This is a genomic window from Streptomyces sp. SID13666, assembly GCF_010548325.1.
Taxonomy (GTDB): Bacteria; Actinomycetota; Actinomycetes; order Streptomycetales; family Streptomycetaceae; genus Actinacidiphila; species Actinacidiphila fildesensis.
Window position 1 is genome coordinate 1 of the sequence record NZ_JAAGLX010000004.1, and the last position, 18119, is coordinate 18119.

Genomic DNA, 18119 nt, shown 5'->3' on the forward strand with positions numbered 1-18119 from the left:
CCCGGCGCGGCGGCTGTTCGCGCTCGCGGGCGAGCTGGCGTGCCTCGCCGGCCGCGCCTGTTTCGACACCGGTCACGAGGCCGCGGCCGAGCGGTACTTCAGCGCCGCGCTCTCGGCCGCGCACGCGGCAGCCGACCGGCCGCTCGGAGCACGGGTCCTCGCCGCCATGAGCCTGCAGTGCCTGAGCGCCGGGCGCCCGCAGGAGGCGCTGGCCGTGGCGCGGGCCGCCCGTGCGGGCCTCGCCAGGGAAGCGGCGGGCGACGGCCGCGCCGCCGCCCCGGCCGTGACCACCGCCAAAGTCACCGAAGAGCCCGCCGGCTCCGTACGTCACTCCTCGGCGCTGCTCATGGCCCGGCAGGCCCGGGCCCACGCCGTACTGGGACAGGCCGACGTGTGCCAGCGGCTGCTCGCCGCGGCGGGCGCCATCCTGACCCCGGACGCCCGGAGCAGCGCCGACCACCGTGCCGACTACTGCGCGGAGGCCGCGGCCTGCGAGCTGGCGCTGGGCCGCCCCGCCGCCGCCGACCACTGGCTCCGGCGGACCCTCGCCGCGCTGCCCGAGGGCCGGGCCCGCGACCGGGCCGGCACCCTCGTCCTGCGGGCCGTGGCCGCGCTCGACCAGGGGGCCGCGGACCGGGCGCGGGGGCTGGCCGGCGACGCCGGACGGGCGGTCGAGGGCATCGACTCCCCCCGGGTGCACCGGGCCCTGGCGGCGCTGTGGGAGCGGCTGCACGGCCGTCCCGAGCGGCACGGCGGTGGCCGGGAGACCCCTGGCCGGGACTTCGCGATGACCGCCCTGTGACAACCCGGGGGAAATGCATCGGGTCTGCCACAGAACCGCCTGCGATTGCCGGAGTGCGGCTTCCAGCGGGCACACTTTGGCTATGAGCGGATGGACCAACGAAGCAGAGCAGCGCCGGCGCACCGAGCCGCCACTGCCCCCCGAGCTGTCGCCGCGCCGTGGCGCGGCCGCTTCCCGGGCGGGCGCGGGCGCCGTGGGCGGGGTTCCCCCGCAGCCTTCGTACGGCGGCGGATCCGGCGGCGACGGCTACGGGCCGCCCAGCACCGGCGGCGGACGCGGCCGGGGTTCCGGCCGCCGGCCCGGCAGCCGGGCCCGCATCGTGAAGTTCACGTTGCTGGGTCTGGTCGTGGCGCTGCTGGTGGTGTCCGTGAGCACCTACTTCTGGGCCGACGGCAAGGTGCGCCGCGAGGTGGACCTCAGCAAGGTCGAGGACCGGCCGACCGGCGGCAAGGGCACGAACTACCTCATCGTCGGCTCCGACAGCCGCGAGGGGCTCTCCAAGGAGCAGGAGCAGGATCTGCACACCGGCGCCGCCGAGGGCAAGCGCACCGACTCGATGATGGTGCTGCACGTCGGTGACAACGGGAACACGATGCTCAGCCTGCCGCGTGACTCGTACGTCACCATCCCGGCCTTCACCGGCCAGCAGTCCCACAAGCGCTACCCCGCGGCCACCCACAAGCTGAACCGGGCCTACGCGGACGGCGGCCCCGAGCTGCTCACCCGGACCGTCGAGTTCAACACCGGTCTGCACATCGACCACTACGCCGAGATCGGCTTCTCCGGCTTCGTGAACCTGGTGGACGCGCTCGGCGGGGTCGACATGTGCCTCGACAAGCCGCTCAAGGACAAGGCGTCGGGCGCGGACTTCCCGGCCGGCTGCCAGACGCTGGACGGCAAGCAGGGTCTCGCCTTCGTCCGGCAGCGGCACCAGGAGGCCGACCAGGACCTGGGCCGGATGCGCAACCAGCAGAAGTTCCTGTCGTCGCTCGCCCACCAGGCGGCTTCGCCGGCCACCGTGCTGGACCCGTTCACGCTCTACCCGGTGATCAGCTCCGGCCTCGACACCCTCATCGTCGACAAGGACATGAGCCTGTGGAACATCACCTCGATGTTCTGGGCGATGAAGGGCGTGACCGGCGGCGACGGCAAGTCGATGACCGTTCCGATCTCCACCGCGAATCTGCCGACGCGCAACGACGGTGTCGCGGTGAAGTGGGACTCGGCGAAGTCGAAGCAGCTGTTCGCTCAGCTGAAGAACGACGAGACGGTCACGGTCTCCGGAAAGCAATAGCAGACGTTCCGCCCGATTTGGTCGCTTCATCACCTAGGTGACCCACAGAGTCCGCACAGCATTCCTATATGCTCAGCCGTTCGAACCGGCGGCTCTATAGGGGTGAGGCATGAAGACGGATGTTCCCGTCATAGTTCCCGTACTGGACAGACCGAGGTCCGGGAACGACGCCTCGGCGGCGCCGACGGGAAAACAGCCCGCCGACCGTACCGTCACTCCCATAAGAGTGGACTCGGTAACAGCGCTTCGCTGGTTCGCGGCCGCCGGTGTCTTCTCTTTCCACACCAAGGGCTATTTCAACGAAATACCCTCGCTGACCTCGCTCATGCAAATCGGATACGAAGGAGTGCCTTTCTTCTTCGTACTCTCCGGATTCGTCATGGCGTGGTCGGCGAAGCCCGGCGGGACCGCGCGCCAGTTCTACTGGCGGCGGTTCGCGCGCATCTGGCCGCTGCTGGCGGTGACCGCGGTCGTGGCGGGCCTCCTGGAGAAGCAGTGGTACGGCACGCCCTTCTCGTTCACCGGCCTGCTGTACACCCTGAGCTTCACCCAGGCGTGGACCACCGACCACTTCTTCACCGTCAACATCGTCACCTGGACGCTCTCGGTGGAAGCCTTCTTCTACCTGGCGTTCCCCCTGCTGTACAAGCTGCTCGACCGGTGTGCCTCCTGGTGCCTGGGCCTGATCGCGGTCCTCATGACGGCGGCCACGGCGGGCACCCGGCTGTGGCCCGTGTGGCACCACTACCCGGCCGCGACCGAGCGTCTGATCTTCGCCTCGCCGCTCGCGCTGACCCCGATGTTCGTCCTCGGGATCTGCGCCGCGGTGGCCGCCCGGCGCGGCTGGCGGCCGCCGGTCGGCGCCCGGGTCTCCATCGCCCTGCTGGCCGGAGTGATCGCCCTCTGCTGGGCGTGGACCAGGCATCCGCACTGGGTTTCCCACGTCGTGCCGGCACCCGGAATGTTCGACGCGCTGTTCATGCCGATCTTCGCCCTGACCATAACGACGGTGGCATTGCGCGACGTACGGAGCGGTGCCTCCCTGCTGCGCCGCAAAGCCCTCGTGAAACTCGGGGAATGGTCGTTCGCCTTCTACATGTGTCATGCGATCGTGCTCCGGGCTTTCAGCCACTACGGCTCGGGAGCGAGTCCGGGAGTGCGGCACGATGCCGTCGTGGTCGCCATCATGCTTGTGAGTTCCGTCACCGCTGCGGCATTTCTCCATGAATGTGTGGAGAAGCCTGCCGAGCGCCGGCTGAAACGCCTGTGGACCCCCGGCAGAAAAGCCGCTGCCGTTCCTGCCTGAATGATCATCCCTGAATGATCGTTCAGGGATGATCACGCAAAAAGCCGGAGGCACTCAGCTGAGTGCCTCCGGCTTTTGTGTTCCGTACGGGGTTACTTCGGCAGGTTGCGCGCCATCACGATGCGCTGGACCTGGTTCGTGCCCTCGTAGATCTGGGTGATCTTGGCGTCGCGCATCATGCGCTCGACCGGGTAGTCGCGCGTGTAGCCGTAGCCGCCGAGCAGCTGGATGGCGTCGATGGTGACCTCCATCGCGACGTCCGAGGCGTAGCACTTGGCGGCGGCACCGAAGAACGTCAGGTCCTCGTCCTTGGCACCACCGGAGGTGCGCTCGGACTTGGCGGCGGCCGCGTACGTCAGCTGGCGGGCGGCCTCCAGCTTCATGGCCATGTCGGCGAGCATGAACTGCACACCCTGGAACTCGGCGATGGCCTTGCCGAACTGCTTGCGCTCGTGGACGTACCCCTTGGCGTAGTCCAGGGCGCCCTGCGCGATACCGATCGCCTGGGCGGCGATGGTGACGCGGGTGTGGTCGAGGGTCTTCATCGCGGTGGCGAATCCGGTGCCCTCGGCGCCGATCATGCGGTCGGCGGGGATGCGCACGTTGTCGAGGTAGACCTCGCGGGTCGGCGAGCCCTTGATGCCGAGCTTCTTCTCCGGGGCGCCGAAGGAGACGCCCTCGTCGGACTTCTCGACGACGAAGGCGCTGATGCCCTTGGAGCGCTTCTCGGGGTCGGTGACGGCCATCACCGTGTAGTACTCGCTGACGCCCGCGTTGGTGATCCAGCGCTTCACGCCGTTGAGGACGTAGAAGTCGCCGTCACGCACCGCGCGGGTCTTCATGCCGGCCGCGTCGGAGCCCGCCTCGGGCTCGGACAGGGCGTAGGAGAACATCGCGTCGCCCTTGGCCAGCGGGCCGAGGTACTTCGCCTTGAGCTCCTCGGAGCCGGACAGGATCACCGGGAGCGAGCCGAGCTTGTTCACGGCCGGGATGAGGGAGGACGACGCGCAGACGCGGGCCACCTCCTCGATCACGATCACGGTGGCCAGGGCGTCCGCGCCCGCGCCGCCGTACTCCTCCGGGACGTGCACGGCGTGCAGGTCGGCCGCGATGAGCGCGTCGAGGGCCTCCTGCGGGAAGCGGCCCTCCTCGTCGACCTCGGTCGCGAAAGGTGCGATCTTCGCCTCGGCGAGCGAACGGACCGAGTCGCGGAGCATGTCGTGCTCCTCGGACGTCCGGTAGAGGTCGAAATCGGAAGAACCGGCCAAGGCTGTCTCACTCCCCGAGTGCTAACTACCGTTAAGTAACCCTACGATCGTAGGCCGGATCGAGCCGATCGGCCCGTCCGGCCCACGTGAGCTTCACGACACCTTGTTGCCCAGCCTGTCGAGGGTGTTCGACGCGACGTAGTCCGCCATCGTGTCGTTCCGCATCGCCTCCCACAGGGCCGACGTGCCGTTGCCGTCGAGCAGGACCACCGACTGGCCCTTGATCATGTCGAAGCCGGCGACGGGCGCGTTCATGAACGCCATGTCCGAGGACCTGACGTCCTTCATGCCCCAGATCAGGTCACGCAACTCGCCGTTCGAGAGCGAATCGTCGACGCTCACCGAGTTCGTCACCTCGTCCAGCATCCGCTTCGCCTTGAGCGGGTTGCTGAGGGTGTCCCCCGACAGCACCTTGTTCAGCACCGCGCGCAGGAAGTTCTGCTGCCGGTGGGTGCGGTCCAGGTCGCCGCGCGGCAGCCCGTACCGCTCCCGTACGTAGTCGAGTGCCTCGTCGCCGTCCATGTGGTGGGTGCCCGCGTCCCACATCCCGGCGCCGTTGCGCCGCGAGACGGTCTTGTCGACGGTGATGTCCACCCCGCCGACGGCGTCGGTCAGCTTCCGGAAGCCGCTCCAGTCGACGACCGCGAGATGGTCGATCTTCACCTTGGAGAGCCGCTGCACCGTGTCGATCAGCAGCGGCGGGCCGCCCCAGGAGAAGGCCGCGTTCAGCTTGGCGCTGCCGTGACCCGGGACCGCCACCCAGGAGTCACGGGGCAGCGAGACCACATACGCGTGCTTTCCGTCCTCCGGCAGGTGCACCAGCATCATCGTGTCGCTGCGCTGCGCACCCGGCTGCCACTCCGGCGCCTTCGCGCCCTTGCCGGTGGTCGGCAGGTCCGAGCGCGCGTCTATACCCACCAGGAGAAACGTTTGTCCTCCCTTGCTGGGCGCGGGTATCGCCGCGGCCGGCACATTCGTCGGGAACGCGTTCGGGATCCGGTCGACGCGGCCGGTGTAGTGCTCGTACGCGTACCAGCCCGTGCCGACGATCAGCAGCGCTCCGGTGCACAGCAGCACCACGGCGCTGAGCAGCACCCGACGGGTCCTGCGCCGCCGCCGGGCCCTGCGGACCGCTGTCTCCTGCGGGTCCTCCGCCACGCCGGGGACCAGGCCCCCGGTCTCCTCGGGTCCGTCCCCCTCGGGCTCGGCCGGACCGCCCGGCTCCGCCACCCCATCCGCCTGATCGGCCCGCTCGGCCGCCCCCTCGTCCCGCTGACCCGGTTCGGGTCCCGCTGCCTTGGAGAGACCCACTCCGGGTCTCGGTACCGCATCCCCCTGGCCGGCTCGATCCACGGCCACCACCCCCTCGCACTGTCTACGCATTCTGTCCTTCCCGTGTGGACTCTGGCCATGGCCTCATCCTGGATTTCGCACACCAGGACGCGACTATGCTCTTCGCATGCCTCTGAAGCTCACCGTCATCGGCACCGGTTACCTCGGCGCCACCCACGCTGCCGCCATGGCCGAGCTCGGCTTCGAGGTACTGGGCCTGGACATCGACCCCCGCAAGATCGAGCTGCTGTCGGCCGGCAAGGTCCCGATGTACGAGCCGGGCCTCGAGGACCTGCTCGCCCGGCACGTGGCCGGCATCGCGGGATCCACCGGCCGGTTGAGCTTCACCACTTCGTGGGAAGAGATCGCCGAGTTCGGCGATGTCCACTTCGTCTGCGTCAACACCCCGCAGAAGCACGGCGAGTACGCCTGCGACATGTCCTACGTGGACAGCGCCTTCGAGCTGCTCGCCCCGCATCTGCGGCGGCCCGCCCTCGTCGTCGGCAAGTCCACCGTGCCGGTGGGCAGCGCCGCCCGGCTCGCCGCCCGGCTCGCCGAACTGGCCCCGGCCGGCGCCGACGCCGAGGTGGCCTGGAACCCCGAGTTCCTGCGCGAGGGCTTCGCCGTCCAGGACACCCTGCACCCCGACCGCGTCGTCGTGGGCGTCGCGAGCGCGCACGCCGAGAAGCTGCTGCGCGAGGTCTACGCGACGCCCGTGGCGGAAGGCACCCCGTTCGTCGTCGCCGACTACCCCACCGCCGAACTGGTCAAGACGGCCGCCAACGCGTTCCTCGCGACGAAGATCTCCTTCATCAACGCCATGGCCGAGGTCTGCGAGGCGGGCGACGGCGACGTCGTGAAGCTCGCCGAGGCCATCGGCCACGACGACCGGATCGGCCACAAGTTCCTGCGGGCCGGCATCGGCTTCGGCGGCGGCTGCCTCCCCAAGGACATCCGCGCGTTCATGGCCCGCGCCGGTGAACTCGGCGCCGACCAGGCCCTGACGTTCCTGCGCGAGGTCGACTCGATCAACATGCGGCGGCGCGGCCACATGGTCGAGCTCGCCCGCGAGGCGGTCGGCGGCGACAGCTTCCTCGGGAAGCGGATCGCGGTACTGGGCGCGGCCTTCAAGCCGGACTCCGACGACGTACGGGATTCGCCTGCGCTCAACGTGGCGGGCCAGATCCACCTCCAGGGCGGCCAGGTCACCGTCTACGACCCCAAGGGCATGGACAACGCCCGGCTGCTCTTCCCCACCCTCGGCTACGCGGCGACGGCGCTCGACGCGGTGCGCGGCGCGGACGTCGTTCTGCACCTCACCGAATGGCGCGAGTTCCAGGAACTCGACCCGGCGGCGCTGGGCGAGGTGGCGGCGACGCGGCACATCATCGACGGCCGCAACGCGCTGTCGCCTGCGGCGTGGCGTGCGGCGGGCTGGAAGTTCCGGGCGATGGGCCGGCCGTCCGCCTAGCCGTTGCCACTTGCCTGCCGGCGGCTTCCTGCCGTGCCTGGCTGCTTCGTGGTGGGTGCGGGGACCGGGCCCTCCGGGGCGGGGCTTCGAAATCGACTTGCCTGCCGGCGGCTTCCTGTCATGCCTGGCCGCTTCGTGGTGGGTGCGGGGACCGGGCCCTCCGGGGCGGGGCTTCGAAATCGACTATTTACGGGCGTGGCCGCCCACAAATAGCTCGGCAGCATTTCGAAACCCCACCCCTGCGGACCCGTCCCCCTCACGTCCAAACCGTGAGCGGCTCGGGTTGGCGGACCCCCGACCGCAGGTTGCGGGTGGGTTCCCCGGGCGTCGCCTGCCGCCTGCGAGTTGAGTGGGCGGCGCCCCGGCCGAAGGTGGGGCGGTGACCTGCCGCCTAGGCAGGCACCCCAAGGGTTAGGTCGTACGACTCCGATAGGCGCGCATTTTGGCTCGGCTGCCGCAGATGGCCATCGTGCACCAGCGGCTGCGGCCTGCCGGACTCCGGTCGTAGTAGACCCAGCGGCAGCTGTGGGATGCGCATGCCTTGAGGCGTGGCCAGGTGCCGTCGGCGACGGCGGTGGCTATGCCCGCCGCGATGTGGGCGGTGAGGGCGGCGGCGCCGGTGAGACCGTCGGCGGGGCGTACGCCGGCCCCGCCCTCCGCGTCGATCGCGAGCAGCAGCGGCGCGGCGCGCAGTAGTCGTTCCAGTTCCGCTGCCGCGGGATCCGGCAGCCGTGTTCCCGTGTGGGCCTGGCAGGCATCACGCAGCGCTTCGCGGAGTGCGAGCACGTCCTCGAGGTCGGCCGGGCCGAAGCTCAGGTCGGGCAGATCGTGGTGCCGCGCCCAGGCGTCGAGGTCGGCGGGAACGCGCAGTTGGTCCTCGGCCGACTCCAGGTCGACGGTGTTCGCCAGATCCTGGACCAGAAGGAGGAGTCCAGGAGCGGGGGCGCGTTCTCCGGGCTGCTCCACCCTTGCCACGTTACCTCCACTGGGCCATCATGAAGCAACGGTTACCGGTTGAACGCTCATAGCGGTAACGACATCGAGAGAGGTGTACTCCATGATCGGCAAGCTGGGTTCCGTGGTGCTGGACTGTCCCGACCCCAAGGCACTCGCCGCCTTCTACGCAGCCGTGCTGGGCGGTGATGTGGAGGAGGCCGACGACGACTGGGTGGTGCTGCGCGCCACCGACGGCGTCAAACTCTCGTTCCAGCGCGCCCCGCACCTGGTGGAGCCGCAGTGGCCCGACCCTCAGCGGCCGCAGCAGTTCCACATCGACGTGGCCGTGGAGAACATGGACGCGGCACAGGAAGCCGTACTCGCCCTCGGCGCCAAGCTCCTCGAGGACGACCACGACGGCAAGCGCAACTGGCGCGTCTTCGCCGACCCCGCCGGCCACCCCTTCTGCCTCTGCGTCTGCTGACGATCCCCACCACCTGCTCACGGAGGGAGCAGGAAGAGTGTGGGACCGGCTGATGTGAGGGGCGCCATCACCCGCTCCCCGCAGACGGCAGCGCACGTGAGGGGGCCGGGGCCGCAGGGGTGGGTTTCGAAATGCTGCCGAGCTATTTGTGGGCCGCCAGGCCCGTAAATAGTCGATTTCGAAACCCACCCCGGAGGGCCCGGCCCCCGACCCACCGCACGCCGGTGCAAACCTGCAACCCGGCGCTAACCGTCCAGCTCAGCAAGCGTCGCCAGCGACGGACCCCTCTTCGCCTGCGCCACGACGGCAACCGCTTCCGCGTCCCGCAGCACCCGCACCGCGTTCCGCCACGTCAGCTTCGCCAGGTCCTCGTCCGACCAGCCCCTGCCCAGGAGTTCGGCGATGAGGTTCGGGTAGCCGGCTACATCGTCCAGGCCCGACGGGGTGAAGGCCGTGCCGTCGAAGTCGCCGCCGAGGCCGAGGTGGTCGACGCCGGCCACCTCGCGCATGTGGTCGAGGTGGTCCGCGACCGTGGACGGTGTGGCGACGGGGCGCGGGTTCGCCGCCTCGTAGGCGCGCTGGACGGCCATGCCCGCGGGCGTGGTGTCGAGGTGGTGCAGACCGTTGGCCCGCATGTTCTCGTCGGCGGCCTGGGTCCAGGCGACCGCGTCCGTGAGGATGAACTTCGGGACGAAGGTGGCCATGGCGACGCCACCGTTGGCGGGCAGCAGGGCCAGGACGTCGTCCGGGATGTTGCGCACGTGGTCGCAGACGGCGCGCGCGGACGAGTGCGAGAAGATCACCGGCGCTTCGCTGACGCGCAGCGCGTCCCGCATGGTGTCGGCGGAGACGTGGGACAGGTCGACGAGCATGCCGCAGCGGTTCATCTCCCGGACGACCTCCTCACCGAAGGCGGTGAGGCCGCCCGCGCGACGCTCGTCGGTCGCCGAGTCCGCCCACGGGAGATTGTCGTTGTGGGTGAGCGTCATGTAGCGGACGCCGAGCTGGTGCAGGGCGCGCAGGGTGGCGAGCGAGCAGTTGATGCTGTGGCCGCCCTCGGCGCCCATGAGAGAGGCGATCCGGCCCTCGGCGCGCGCCGTCTCCATGTCGTCGGCGGTGAGCGCGAGCCGCAGGTCGTCGGTGTAGCGCTCGGTCATCCGGCGCACCACGTCGATCTGTTCGAGGGTCGCGGAGACCGCGTCGTCGCCGGCCAGGTCGCTGCGCACGTAGACCGACCAGAACTGCGCGCCGACGCCGCCGGCGCGCAGACGGGGGATGTCGGTGTGCAGCGAGGCGCTCTGGTCGGTGCCGATGTCGAGCCGGTCGAGGTCGTAGCGGACCTGCTCGCGCAGCGCCCACGGGAGGTCGTTGTGCCCGTCCACGACGGGGTGGGCGGCGAGCAGTTCCGTGGCGCGGGCGATCAGGTCCATCGGGTCTCCTTGGTTACTTGCCGAACCCGAAGCCTGCCGCACCCTGGACCTTGGCGCGCAGCCGCTTGCCCTTGTCGGTGGCCTGTTCGTTCAGCTCTTCCTGGAAGTGCCGCATCCTGCCGAGGAGTTCGGGGTCGTGGGCGGCGAGGATGCGGACGGCGAGGAGGCCCGCGTTGCGCGCGCCCGCGACGGACACCGTGGCGACCGGGACGCCGGCCGGCATCTGGACGATGGACAGCAGCGAGTCCATGCCGTCGAGGTACTTCAGCGGTACGGGCACGCCGATGACCGGCAGCGGGGTGACGGAGGCGAGCATGCCCGGGAGATGGGCGGCGCCGCCCGCGCCCGCGATGATCGCCTTGAGGCCGCGGCCGTCGGCCTGCTCGCCGTACGCGATCATCTCGCGCGGCATCCGGTGTGCCGAGACGACGTCGACCTCGTACGGGATCTCGAACTCGTCCAGCGCCTGGGCGGCGGCTTCCATGACGGGCCAGTCGGAGTCGGAGCCCATGACGATGCCGATGACAGGAGAGGTGCGCGCGTCAGCGCTCCCATAGGAGTGGGGGCCGGGCGACGGGTGGGCGGTCATTCGGTGATCGTTCCTCGCAGGTAGTCGGCCGCGTGCCGGGCGCGCTCGCGCACATCCGCCAGGTCGTCGCCGTAGGTGTTGACGTGACCGACCTTGCGGCCCGGCTTCACGTCCTTGCCGTACATGTGGATCTTGAGCTGCGGGTCACGGGCCATGCAGTGCAGGTACGCGGAGTACATGTCGGGGAAGTCGCCGCCGAGGACGTTGGCCATGACCGTCCACTTCGCGCGCGGGCGCGGGTCGCCGAGCGGCAGGTCCAGGACCGCGCGCACATGGTTGGCGAACTGGGAGGTCATCGCGCCGTCCTGGGTCCAGTGGCCGCTGTTGTGCGGGCGCATCGCCAGTTCGTTGACCAGGATCCGGCCGTCCCGGGTCTCGAACAGCTCGACCGCGAGGTGTCCGACGACGCCCAGCTCGGCGGCGATGGTCAGCGCGAGCTGCTGGGCCTGCGCGGACAGCTCGGCGCTGAGGTCGGGCGCCGGGGCGATGACGGTGTCGCACACCCCGTTGACCTGCACGGATTCCACGACCGGGTACGAGACGGCCTGGCCGTGCGGCGAGCGCACCACGTTGGCCGCCAGTTCCCGTACGAAGTCGACCTTCTCCTCCGCGAGCACCGGGACGCCGGCCAGGAACGGGTCCGCGGCCCCGTCCTCGTCGCGCACGACCCACACGCCCTTGCCGTCGTACCCGCCGACCACGGTCTTGAGGACGACCGGGAAGCCGTCACCCTCCGCGGCGAACCGCGCGACGTCCGCCGGGTCCGTGACGATCCGGTGCCGCGGGCACGGCACCCCGATCTCGCTGAGCTTCGCCCGCATGACGCCCTTGTCGTGGGCGTGCTGCAGGGCGTCGGGTCCCGGGCGGACGGCGATGCCGTCCGCCTCCAGGACGCGCAGATGCTCGGTGGGGACGTGTTCGTGATCGAACGTGATCACGTCGCAGCCCTGCGCGAAGGCGCGGAGGGTCTCCAGATCGCGGTAGTCGCCGATGACGACATCGCTCACCACCTGCGCCGCCGAGTCCTGCGGGGTGTCGCTGAGGAGTTTGAACCTGATACCGAGCGGGATGCCCGCTTCGTGGGTCATACGGGCGAGCTGGCCGCCGCCGATCATGCCGACTACCGGGAATGTCACGTTCCCCAGGATATCGGGCGGGCGGACCCCCGAATGACGCCACCCACGGGCAGGCCCTCGGCCCGTGCGGTTAGCATGAAGAGCCAGTACGACTGGACCACGAGACCAGACCACGGGCCCCCGGCGGGTCACACCGACAGACAGGGCCGAGCGGATCATCATGAGCGGACGCCAGACCGTGCAGTCCCGTTTGGGGTCCCTGTACCGCGAGGTCGCCAAGTTCGGTGCGGTCGGTGGCGCGGGCGTCCTGGTGAACCTCGGGGTCTTCAACCTGGTCCGGCACACCACTGGTCTGCAGACGGTGCGGGCGGGCATCATCGCCACCGCCGTATCGATTCTCTTCAACTACATCGGCTTCCGGTACTTCACCTACCGTGACCGCGACCGGAGCAGCCGCTCGAAGGAGCTGGGCCTCTTCCTGGGCTTCAGCGCCGTCGGCCTGGTCATCGAGAACGGCGTGCTCTACGTGGCGACGTACGGGTTCGGCTGGGACAGCTCGCTGCAGAGCAACATCTTCAAGTTCGCCGGCATCGGCGTGGCCACCCTCTTCCGCTTCTGGTCCTACCGGACCTGGGTCTTCAAGGCGCTGCCGGCCCGCGAGGTGGCGGAGCAGGCGGAGTCGATCCTCGCCTCGGCGGAGGCGGACACCGATTCCGCGCCGCACAGCCGCACCACGCAGTAGGTCCCCCGGCCTACGCGGGTGACGAGCCGGCGTCCCCTCGGGGCTTCCGCGGCTGTCCCGACGGATCCTCCTGGGCCAGGAAGAGCGCGAAGACCGGCGGCCGCTGCTGGAGCAGCTCCAGCCGCCCGCCGTCCGCCTCGGCCAGGTCACGGGCCACGGCCAGCCCCAGTCCGGTGGAGTTGCGGCCGCTGACCGTCCGCTCGAAGACCCGGGCGCCCAGGTCCGGCGGTACGCCCGGCCCGTCGTCCGTGACCTCCACGACGGCCTGGTTGCCGGTCACCCGGGTGTGCAGGCCGACCGTGCCGGCGCCGTGCATGAGCGAGTTCTCGATCAGGGTGGCCAGCACCTGGGAGACCGCCCCGGGGGTGCCGACGGCCCGCAGGCCCTGGGTGCCGGAGCGGATGATGGTGCGCCCCTCGCTCTGCGAGGCCGGGCGCCACTCCTCCATCTGCTGCTTGATCACGTCGTCGAGGTCGAAGTCGACCGCCGAGCCGGACCGCGGGTCGCGGGCGTTGGTCAGCAGCCGCTGCACCACATCGGTGAGCCGCTCGACCTGGCCCAGCGCGATCGTCGCCTCCTCCTTGACGGCGTCCTCGTCGTCCGCGGTGGCCACGATCTCCTCCAGCCGCATCGAGAGCGCCGTCAGGGGCGTCCGCAGCTGGTGCGAGGCGTCGGCGGCGAGCCGCCGCTCGGCGGTCAGCATCCGGCCGATCCGCTCCGCGCTCGCGTCCAGGACGTCGGCGATCCGGTCCAGCTCCGGCACCCCATAGCGGCGGTGCCGCGGCCGCGGGTCGCCGGAGCCGAGCCGCTCGGCGGTCTCGGCGAGGTCGGTCAGCGGGCTGCCGAGCCGGCGGGCCTGCCGCACCGCGAGGATCACGGCCGCCAGCACCGCGAGCAGCGCCACGGCCAGGATGACCAGCAGGGTCCTGCCGATCTCCTGGCTGATCTTGGAACGGGACTCCTCGACGACCACGCTCGCGCCGTCGTCGCCGGTCTGGGTCGAGGTGATCACCCGGCCCGAGGGCCGGGTCCCGATCTCGATGGGCGCGCTGCCCGGGATCCGGACCACCGCGAACCGGTCGGCGGCCACCTGCTGCGCCAGCGAGCCGGTGTCGACCTTCTCCCCGCTGGCCCGCCGGCTGTCGACGCTGCCCGCCAGCCGGACCGCCTCGGAGTCGACGCTCTCCTGCGCGCTGCTCTCGATCGTGCGGGTCTCGACGATGACGAGCGAGAGCCCGAAGACCGCGATGACGACGAGGACGACAGCGAGCGTGGAGGAGATCAGTCGGCGGCGCATGGGTGAAGGGTGTCAGCCTTCGCTAGTTCTTCTCGAACCGGAACCCCACACCGCGCACGGTGGAGATGTACCGGGGCGCGGTCGCGTCGTCGCCGAGCTTCTTGCGCAGCCAGGAGATGTGCATGTCGAGCGTCTTGGTCGACGACCACCATGTGGTGTCCCACACCTCGCGCATCAGCTGCTCGCGGGTGACGACCCGGCCCGCGTCGCGCACCAGGACCCGCAGGAGGTCGAACTCCTTCGCGGTGAGCTGCAGCTCGTCGTCGCCCATCCAGGCGCGGTGCGACTCGACGTCGATCCGCACTCCGTGGGTGGAGGGCTGCGGCGCGTCGGTGGTGCCGCGGCGCAGCAGCGCCCGGACCCGCGCCAGCAGTTCGGCGAGCCGGAACGGCTTGGTGACGTAGTCGTCGGCACCGGCGTCCAGGCCGACCACCGTGTCGACCTCGTCGGCACGGGCGGTGAGCACCAGCACCGGGAAGGTGTGTCCCTCGGTACGGATCCTGCGGCATACGTCGAGGCCGTCCATACCGGGCAGCCCCAGGTCGAGCACCACCAGATCGACGGCGCCCAACAGGGCGGCTTCGAGCGCGGTGGGCCCGTCCTCACGCACTTCGACCTCGTAGCCCTCGCGGCGCAGGGCGCGCGCGAGCGGTTCCGAGATGGATGCGTCGTCCTCGGCAAGAAGTACGCGGGTCATGGGCTTGATGGTAGTCCGCGTGGGCAGGGGCCGAGGTAGCGGTGCCAACAGCCCTGTGAGGTAGGTCTCAAGACGCCCTATACCACGTGTTGGACTGCCATAAAGTAATGAATCGCCCGTAGCAGCACCCAGGGTCCTTCCGCGCACAACCTGCGCCGAAGGCCTCTTCTGTGACGGGGCTGGTACAAACCAGCAGTGAGTGATTGACCTGACGGCCGGGTCCGCAGCGCGCACCGCGCGGCGGGCGTGGATCCCGGCGCGCCCCCATAGCGCGTCGGTGCCGGCCACCCCCACCGGGCGCGCGGTCTGTTCCGTCGCGCGTCCCGAGCGAACAAGGATCGACCATGGCGTCCAGCCTGACGAAGGACGCCGCCCCGCAGGGGACCCCTGCTCCGGGCGGCAAGACCTTCTTCGGCCACCCCCGCGGCCTGGCCACTCTCTTCATGACCGAGATGTGGGAGCGGTTCAGCTTCTACGGCATGAAGGCCCTCCTCCCGCTCTATCTGATCGCCGGCGGCCCCGGCGCCGAGAAGGGCTCCCAGGGCGGCGGCCTCGCGATGACGGCGGCCACGGCCGTGGCCATCTACTCCATCTACATGGCGATGGTGTACCTGCTCGCCATGCCCGGCGGCTGGTTCGGCGACCGGGTCTGGGGGCCGCGCAAGACGGTCGCCATCGCGGCGGGCATCATCATGGCCGGCCACCTGACGCTCGCCGTCCCCGGCCAGGCGATGTTCTTCGTCGGCCTGGCACTGGTCGCGCTCGGTTCCGGCCTGCTCAAGGCGAACATCTCGACGATGGTCGGCCACCTCTACGACGGGCCGAACGACCCGCGTCGTGACGGCGGCTTCACCGTCTTCTACATGGGCATCAACATCGGTGCCTTCGCCGCCCCGCTCATCATCGGCACCGTCGGCCAGAACTACAGCTGGCACCTGGGCTTCGCCCTCGCCGCCGTCGGTATGGCCCTCGGCCTGGTCCAGTTCCTGCTCGGCACCCGCCACCTGAGCGAGCGCAGCAGCGTCGTCCCGAAGCCGCTGTCGGTCGAGGAGCGCAACACCACCCTGCGCAAGGGCCTGCTGTGGCTGATCGCCGCCTCGGTCTTCTACGGTGTGGTCGTTCTCACCGGGCACTACACGCTCAACTGGGCGCTGGTGCCGATCACGGTGATCGGCCTGGTCATCCCGGTCGGCGTCCTGGTCCGGATAAAGAAGGACAAGGAGCTGTCGGCCGCCGAGCAGTCCAAGATGAGCGGCTACATCTGGTTCTTCGTCGCCGCCGCCGTGTTCTGGATGATCTACGACCAGGGCGGATCGACGATGTCGATCTTCGGCGAGACAAAGACGCAGGGCTCGATGTTCGGGATCGACTTCCCGTCCTCGTGGTTCCAGTCCGTGAACCCGCTGTTCGTGATGGCGCTGGCCCCGGTCATCGCCTGGGGCTGGATCTGGCTGTCGAAGAAGAACCGCGAACCGAGCACCACGGTGAAGTTCGCCATGGGCCTGTTCCTGATCGGGGCCTCGTTCGTCGTCTTCGTCGTCCCGATGGGCCTGGCCTCGGACGGTACGAAGGTCAGCCCGATGTGGCTGGTCACGATCTACATGATCCAGACCATCGGTGAGCTCTGTCTCTCGCCGGTCGGCCTCTCGGTCACCACGAAGATGGCCCCCGCCAAGTACGGCAGCCAGATGATGGGTGTCTGGTTCCTCGCGGTCACCGCGGGCGACTGCACCACCAGCCTGCTGTCCATCGCGGGTGTGGATCTGAACGGCACCGGCATGGTGGGCCTCGAAGCGGCCCTCGCCATCCTCGCCGGCTTCGCCGTGTGGATGTACCGCAAGAAGGTCGTCGCGTTGATGGGTGACGTCCGCTGACGTCCCTTCCCGCACACGCGTGACGAAGCCCCGGTGACCGTACGGTCGCCGGGGCTTCGTCATGGGGTCAGGTGGTGCGGTCAGTGGCGCAGCCTGCGCCACGGGGTGAAGGTGAAGACGGCGCCGCCGAGGAGGAGGACGGTGCCCGCGACGAGTCCGAGGGCGCGCAGCGAGCCGTTGTTGTCGGCGCCGGTCTGGGCGAGACCGCCGCTGGTGGTGGTCGCGCTGTTGGCGGCGCTGCCGTTGGTACCGCCGGTGCCGCTGCCCTTCTCCTTGATGTCGAGGGTCAGCGAGGCGTCGACGGCCTTCGTCGGCGTGCAGGTCGCGACGGGAGTGCCGCCCTGCGCGAGCTGGACGGCCAGGGCGCCCGGGTGCAGCGTGACCTGCCCGGTCCTGCCCGGCGAGTAGACGCCGGTGAGGGGATCGAGGGTGACCGGGTCGTTCTGGGCGAACGCCTTGGTGTTGGGCGGCGCCTTGACCTGGACCGTGCCGCTGTCCGCGCCCGCCACCTTGACGGCCATGGTCGCGGTGATGAAGCCCTTGGGGAGCGGCGCGGGGGTCTTCATGACCGAACCGATGAACCGCACGGAGAGGTTGTAACCCGCGCTGCTCTTGGTGGCGTCGATGGCCACCTGGCCGGTCGGCTTGCCGAACGACCCGCAGTCGAAGGTCACGGAGACCGGTGTGCCCTTGTGCACGGTGCCGTTGGGCTCACCACCGCCTTCCGGCGGACCACCGGACGTCGTACCGCCGGCGGTCGTACCACCGGTGGTGGTGCCTCCAGTGGTGCCGCCCGAGGTGGTGCCGCCGGACGTGGTGCCGCCGGACGTGGTGCCGCCGGACGTGGTCGTGCCACCCGTGGTGCCCGACGTCGTCGTGCCACCGGTGGTGCCCGAGGTGGTCGTACCGCCGGTCGTCGTCGTGCCGCCCGTGCCGCCGCCCGTCACCTTGATCGTGACCGCGACCGGAACGGTGCCGGTCGGCGCGCAGGCGGTGTCGGTCGACATGATGTAGTTCGCGTTGATGTTGTACGCGCCGGGCGAGAGCGTGACGTCACCGGCGGCGGTCAGCTTCAGCTTGCCCTTCATGTCGGACAGCACCATGGGGCTGTTCTTCGGGATCGCCGGATTGGTCCGGGTCCCCGCGACGTCCAGCGAACCGGTCTGCGCGCCGCCGATCGTGACCTTGCCGGTGGGCAGCACCGAGTTGGCGGGCAGATCCGCGACGCCCGGGTTCTGCGACGCGGCCTGCACCGTCTTCCACGTCACGTCGATCGTGTCGCCGACCTTGGCGGTCGCCGGCGCGGTGATGTCCGCCTTGGTCGTCCCGTTGATGTCGGGCAGGTTGGCGATCTTCGGCGGTATGCACTTGGTCGCGAAAGAGGACTCGGCGGCCTGCGCGGGTGCCGCGATCAGCAGCACCGAGCCGCCGCCGAGCATGAGCGCGACACCGACCGCGGTGGCGGCCCTGCTCCTCCGCGGTCGCGATAGTCGATTCGTCACCAGGAGCCTCCAAGGACGC

At 70.1% G+C, this 18119-nt stretch carries 15 protein-coding genes and 1 pseudogene; 7 read left to right on the plus strand and 9 right to left on the minus strand.

The genetic code is table 11. From position 1 onward, the window contains the following. The 3 genes and pseudogenes from G3I60_RS08990 to G3I60_RS09000 all read left to right on the plus strand — a co-directional run. A pseudogene (locus G3I60_RS08990) lies at positions 1–802 on the plus strand (hypothetical protein); the annotation flags it as partial. An 82-nt stretch (positions 803–884) separates the two neighbouring features. Further along, on the plus strand, positions 885–2096 hold the full coding sequence (locus tag G3I60_RS08995; RefSeq protein WP_164296754.1) for an LCP family protein: 1212 nt from the start codon (positions 885–887) through the stop codon (positions 2094–2096). Positions 2097–2205: 109 nt separating this feature from the next. Next, on the plus strand, positions 2206–3402 hold the full coding sequence (locus G3I60_RS09000; RefSeq protein ID WP_239069669.1) for an acyltransferase: 1197 nt from the start codon (positions 2206–2208) through the stop codon (positions 3400–3402). Positions 3403–3494: 92 nt separating this feature from the next. Here G3I60_RS09000 and G3I60_RS09005 read toward each other — a convergent pair whose 3' ends face one another. Together G3I60_RS09005 and G3I60_RS09010 are read right to left on the minus strand one after the other, a co-directional pair. Beyond that, positions 3495–4670: an acyl-CoA dehydrogenase family protein gene (locus G3I60_RS09005; RefSeq protein WP_138356131.1), complete on the minus strand. Its 1176-nt coding sequence runs from the start codon at positions 4668–4670 to the stop codon at positions 3495–3497. A gap of 93 nt (positions 4671–4763) precedes the next feature. Continuing rightward, the gene (locus G3I60_RS09010; protein WP_343241724.1) at positions 4764–5981 is read right to left on the minus strand and encodes an LCP family protein; all 1218 of its coding nucleotides are present in this window, start codon (positions 5979–5981) and stop codon (positions 4764–4766) included. A 148-nt stretch (positions 5982–6129) separates the two neighbouring features. On the opposite strand from G3I60_RS09010, the gene G3I60_RS09015 reads away from it, so the two are divergent. Next, the gene (locus tag G3I60_RS09015; RefSeq protein WP_138356129.1) at positions 6130–7473 is read left to right on the plus strand and encodes a UDP-glucose/GDP-mannose dehydrogenase family protein; all 1344 of its coding nucleotides are present in this window, start codon (positions 6130–6132) and stop codon (positions 7471–7473) included. Positions 7474–7884: 411 nt separating this feature from the next. Here the strand turns inward: G3I60_RS09015 and G3I60_RS09020 are convergent, their stop codons facing one another. Next, positions 7885–8439, minus strand: a complete 555-nt coding sequence (locus tag G3I60_RS09020) for a CGNR zinc finger domain-containing protein (protein WP_164296760.1) — start codon at positions 8437–8439, stop codon at positions 7885–7887. A gap of 91 nt (positions 8440–8530) precedes the next feature. On the opposite strand from G3I60_RS09020, the gene G3I60_RS09025 reads away from it, so the two are divergent. Continuing rightward, entirely contained in the window at positions 8531–8893 is a 363-nt protein-coding gene (locus G3I60_RS09025; protein ID WP_164296762.1) for a VOC family protein, read from the plus strand. Positions 8894–9138: 245 nt separating this feature from the next. Here G3I60_RS09025 and G3I60_RS09030 read toward each other — a convergent pair whose 3' ends face one another. Genes G3I60_RS09030 through G3I60_RS09040 form a run of 3 tightly spaced genes read right to left on the minus strand, consistent with a single transcriptional unit; the run spans position 9139 to position 12048 of the window. After that, a complete protein-coding gene (locus tag G3I60_RS09030; RefSeq protein ID WP_138356126.1) occupies positions 9139–10323 on the minus strand; it encodes a dipeptidase in 1185 nt (394 codons plus the stop codon). A gap of 13 nt (positions 10324–10336) precedes the next feature. Continuing rightward, positions 10337–10912, minus strand: coding sequence for a 5-(carboxyamino)imidazole ribonucleotide mutase (gene purE, locus G3I60_RS09035; protein ID WP_138356125.1), 576 nt, complete (start codon positions 10910–10912; stop codon positions 10337–10339). Next, complete coding sequence (locus G3I60_RS09040; protein ID WP_138356124.1) at positions 10909–12048, minus strand: 5-(carboxyamino)imidazole ribonucleotide synthase; 1140 nt, start codon at positions 12046–12048, stop codon at positions 10909–10911. Before G3I60_RS09040 ends, purE begins: the two co-directional genes overlap by 4 nt. 160 nt (positions 12049–12208) lie before the next feature. Between G3I60_RS09040 and G3I60_RS09045 the strand changes: the two genes are divergently transcribed. Further along, positions 12209–12730: a GtrA family protein gene (locus G3I60_RS09045; RefSeq protein WP_138356123.1), complete on the plus strand. Its 522-nt coding sequence runs from the start codon at positions 12209–12211 to the stop codon at positions 12728–12730. Between the two features lie 10 nt (positions 12731–12740). On the opposite strand, the gene G3I60_RS09050 is transcribed toward G3I60_RS09045, so the two are convergent. Continuing rightward, the gene (locus G3I60_RS09050) at positions 12741–14027 is read right to left on the minus strand and encodes an ATP-binding protein (RefSeq protein WP_138356122.1); all 1287 of its coding nucleotides are present in this window, start codon (positions 14025–14027) and stop codon (positions 12741–12743) included. A gap of 22 nt (positions 14028–14049) precedes the next feature. After that, positions 14050–14724 (minus strand): response regulator transcription factor, encoded by a 675-nt coding sequence (locus tag G3I60_RS09055; RefSeq protein WP_138356121.1) that lies wholly within the window; start codon positions 14722–14724, stop codon positions 14050–14052. A 344-nt stretch (positions 14725–15068) separates the two neighbouring features. Between G3I60_RS09055 and G3I60_RS09060 the strand changes: the two genes are divergently transcribed. Then, the gene (locus G3I60_RS09060) at positions 15069–16598 is read left to right on the plus strand and encodes a peptide MFS transporter (protein WP_138356120.1); all 1530 of its coding nucleotides are present in this window, start codon (positions 15069–15071) and stop codon (positions 16596–16598) included. An 80-nt stretch (positions 16599–16678) separates the two neighbouring features. Here G3I60_RS09060 and G3I60_RS09065 read toward each other — a convergent pair whose 3' ends face one another. Beyond that, entirely contained in the window at positions 16679–18100 is a 1422-nt protein-coding gene (locus tag G3I60_RS09065; protein ID WP_164296764.1) for a hypothetical protein, read from the minus strand. Positions 18101–18119: the final 19 nt, after the last annotated feature.

Bases quoted from the DNA above. Each gene is read 5' to 3' on its own strand.
- G3I60_RS08995 (WP_164296754.1), top strand. From the start codon at position 885: ATGAGCGGATGGACCAACGAAGCAGAGCAGCGCCGGCGCACCGAGCCG.
- G3I60_RS09000 (WP_239069669.1), top strand. From the start codon at position 2,206: ATGAAGACGGATGTTCCCGTCATAGTTCCCGTACTGGACAGACCGAGG.
- G3I60_RS09015 (WP_138356129.1), top strand. From the start codon at position 6,130: ATGCCTCTGAAGCTCACCGTCATCGGCACCGGTTACCTCGGCGCCACC.
- G3I60_RS09025 (WP_164296762.1), top strand. From the start codon at position 8,531: ATGATCGGCAAGCTGGGTTCCGTGGTGCTGGACTGTCCCGACCCCAAG.
- G3I60_RS09030 (WP_138356126.1), bottom strand. From the start codon at position 10,323: ATGGACCTGATCGCCCGCGCCACGGAACTGCTCGCCGCCCACCCCGTC.
- purE (WP_138356125.1), bottom strand. From the start codon at position 10,912: ATGACCGCCCACCCGTCGCCCGGCCCCCACTCCTATGGGAGCGCTGAC.
- G3I60_RS09045 (WP_138356123.1), top strand. From the start codon at position 12,209: ATGAGCGGACGCCAGACCGTGCAGTCCCGTTTGGGGTCCCTGTACCGC.
- G3I60_RS09050 (WP_138356122.1), bottom strand. From the start codon at position 14,027: ATGCGCCGCCGACTGATCTCCTCCACGCTCGCTGTCGTCCTCGTCGTC.
- G3I60_RS09055 (WP_138356121.1), bottom strand. From the start codon at position 14,724: ATGACCCGCGTACTTCTTGCCGAGGACGACGCATCCATCTCGGAACCG.
- G3I60_RS09060 (WP_138356120.1), top strand. From the start codon at position 15,069: ATGGCGTCCAGCCTGACGAAGGACGCCGCCCCGCAGGGGACCCCTGCT.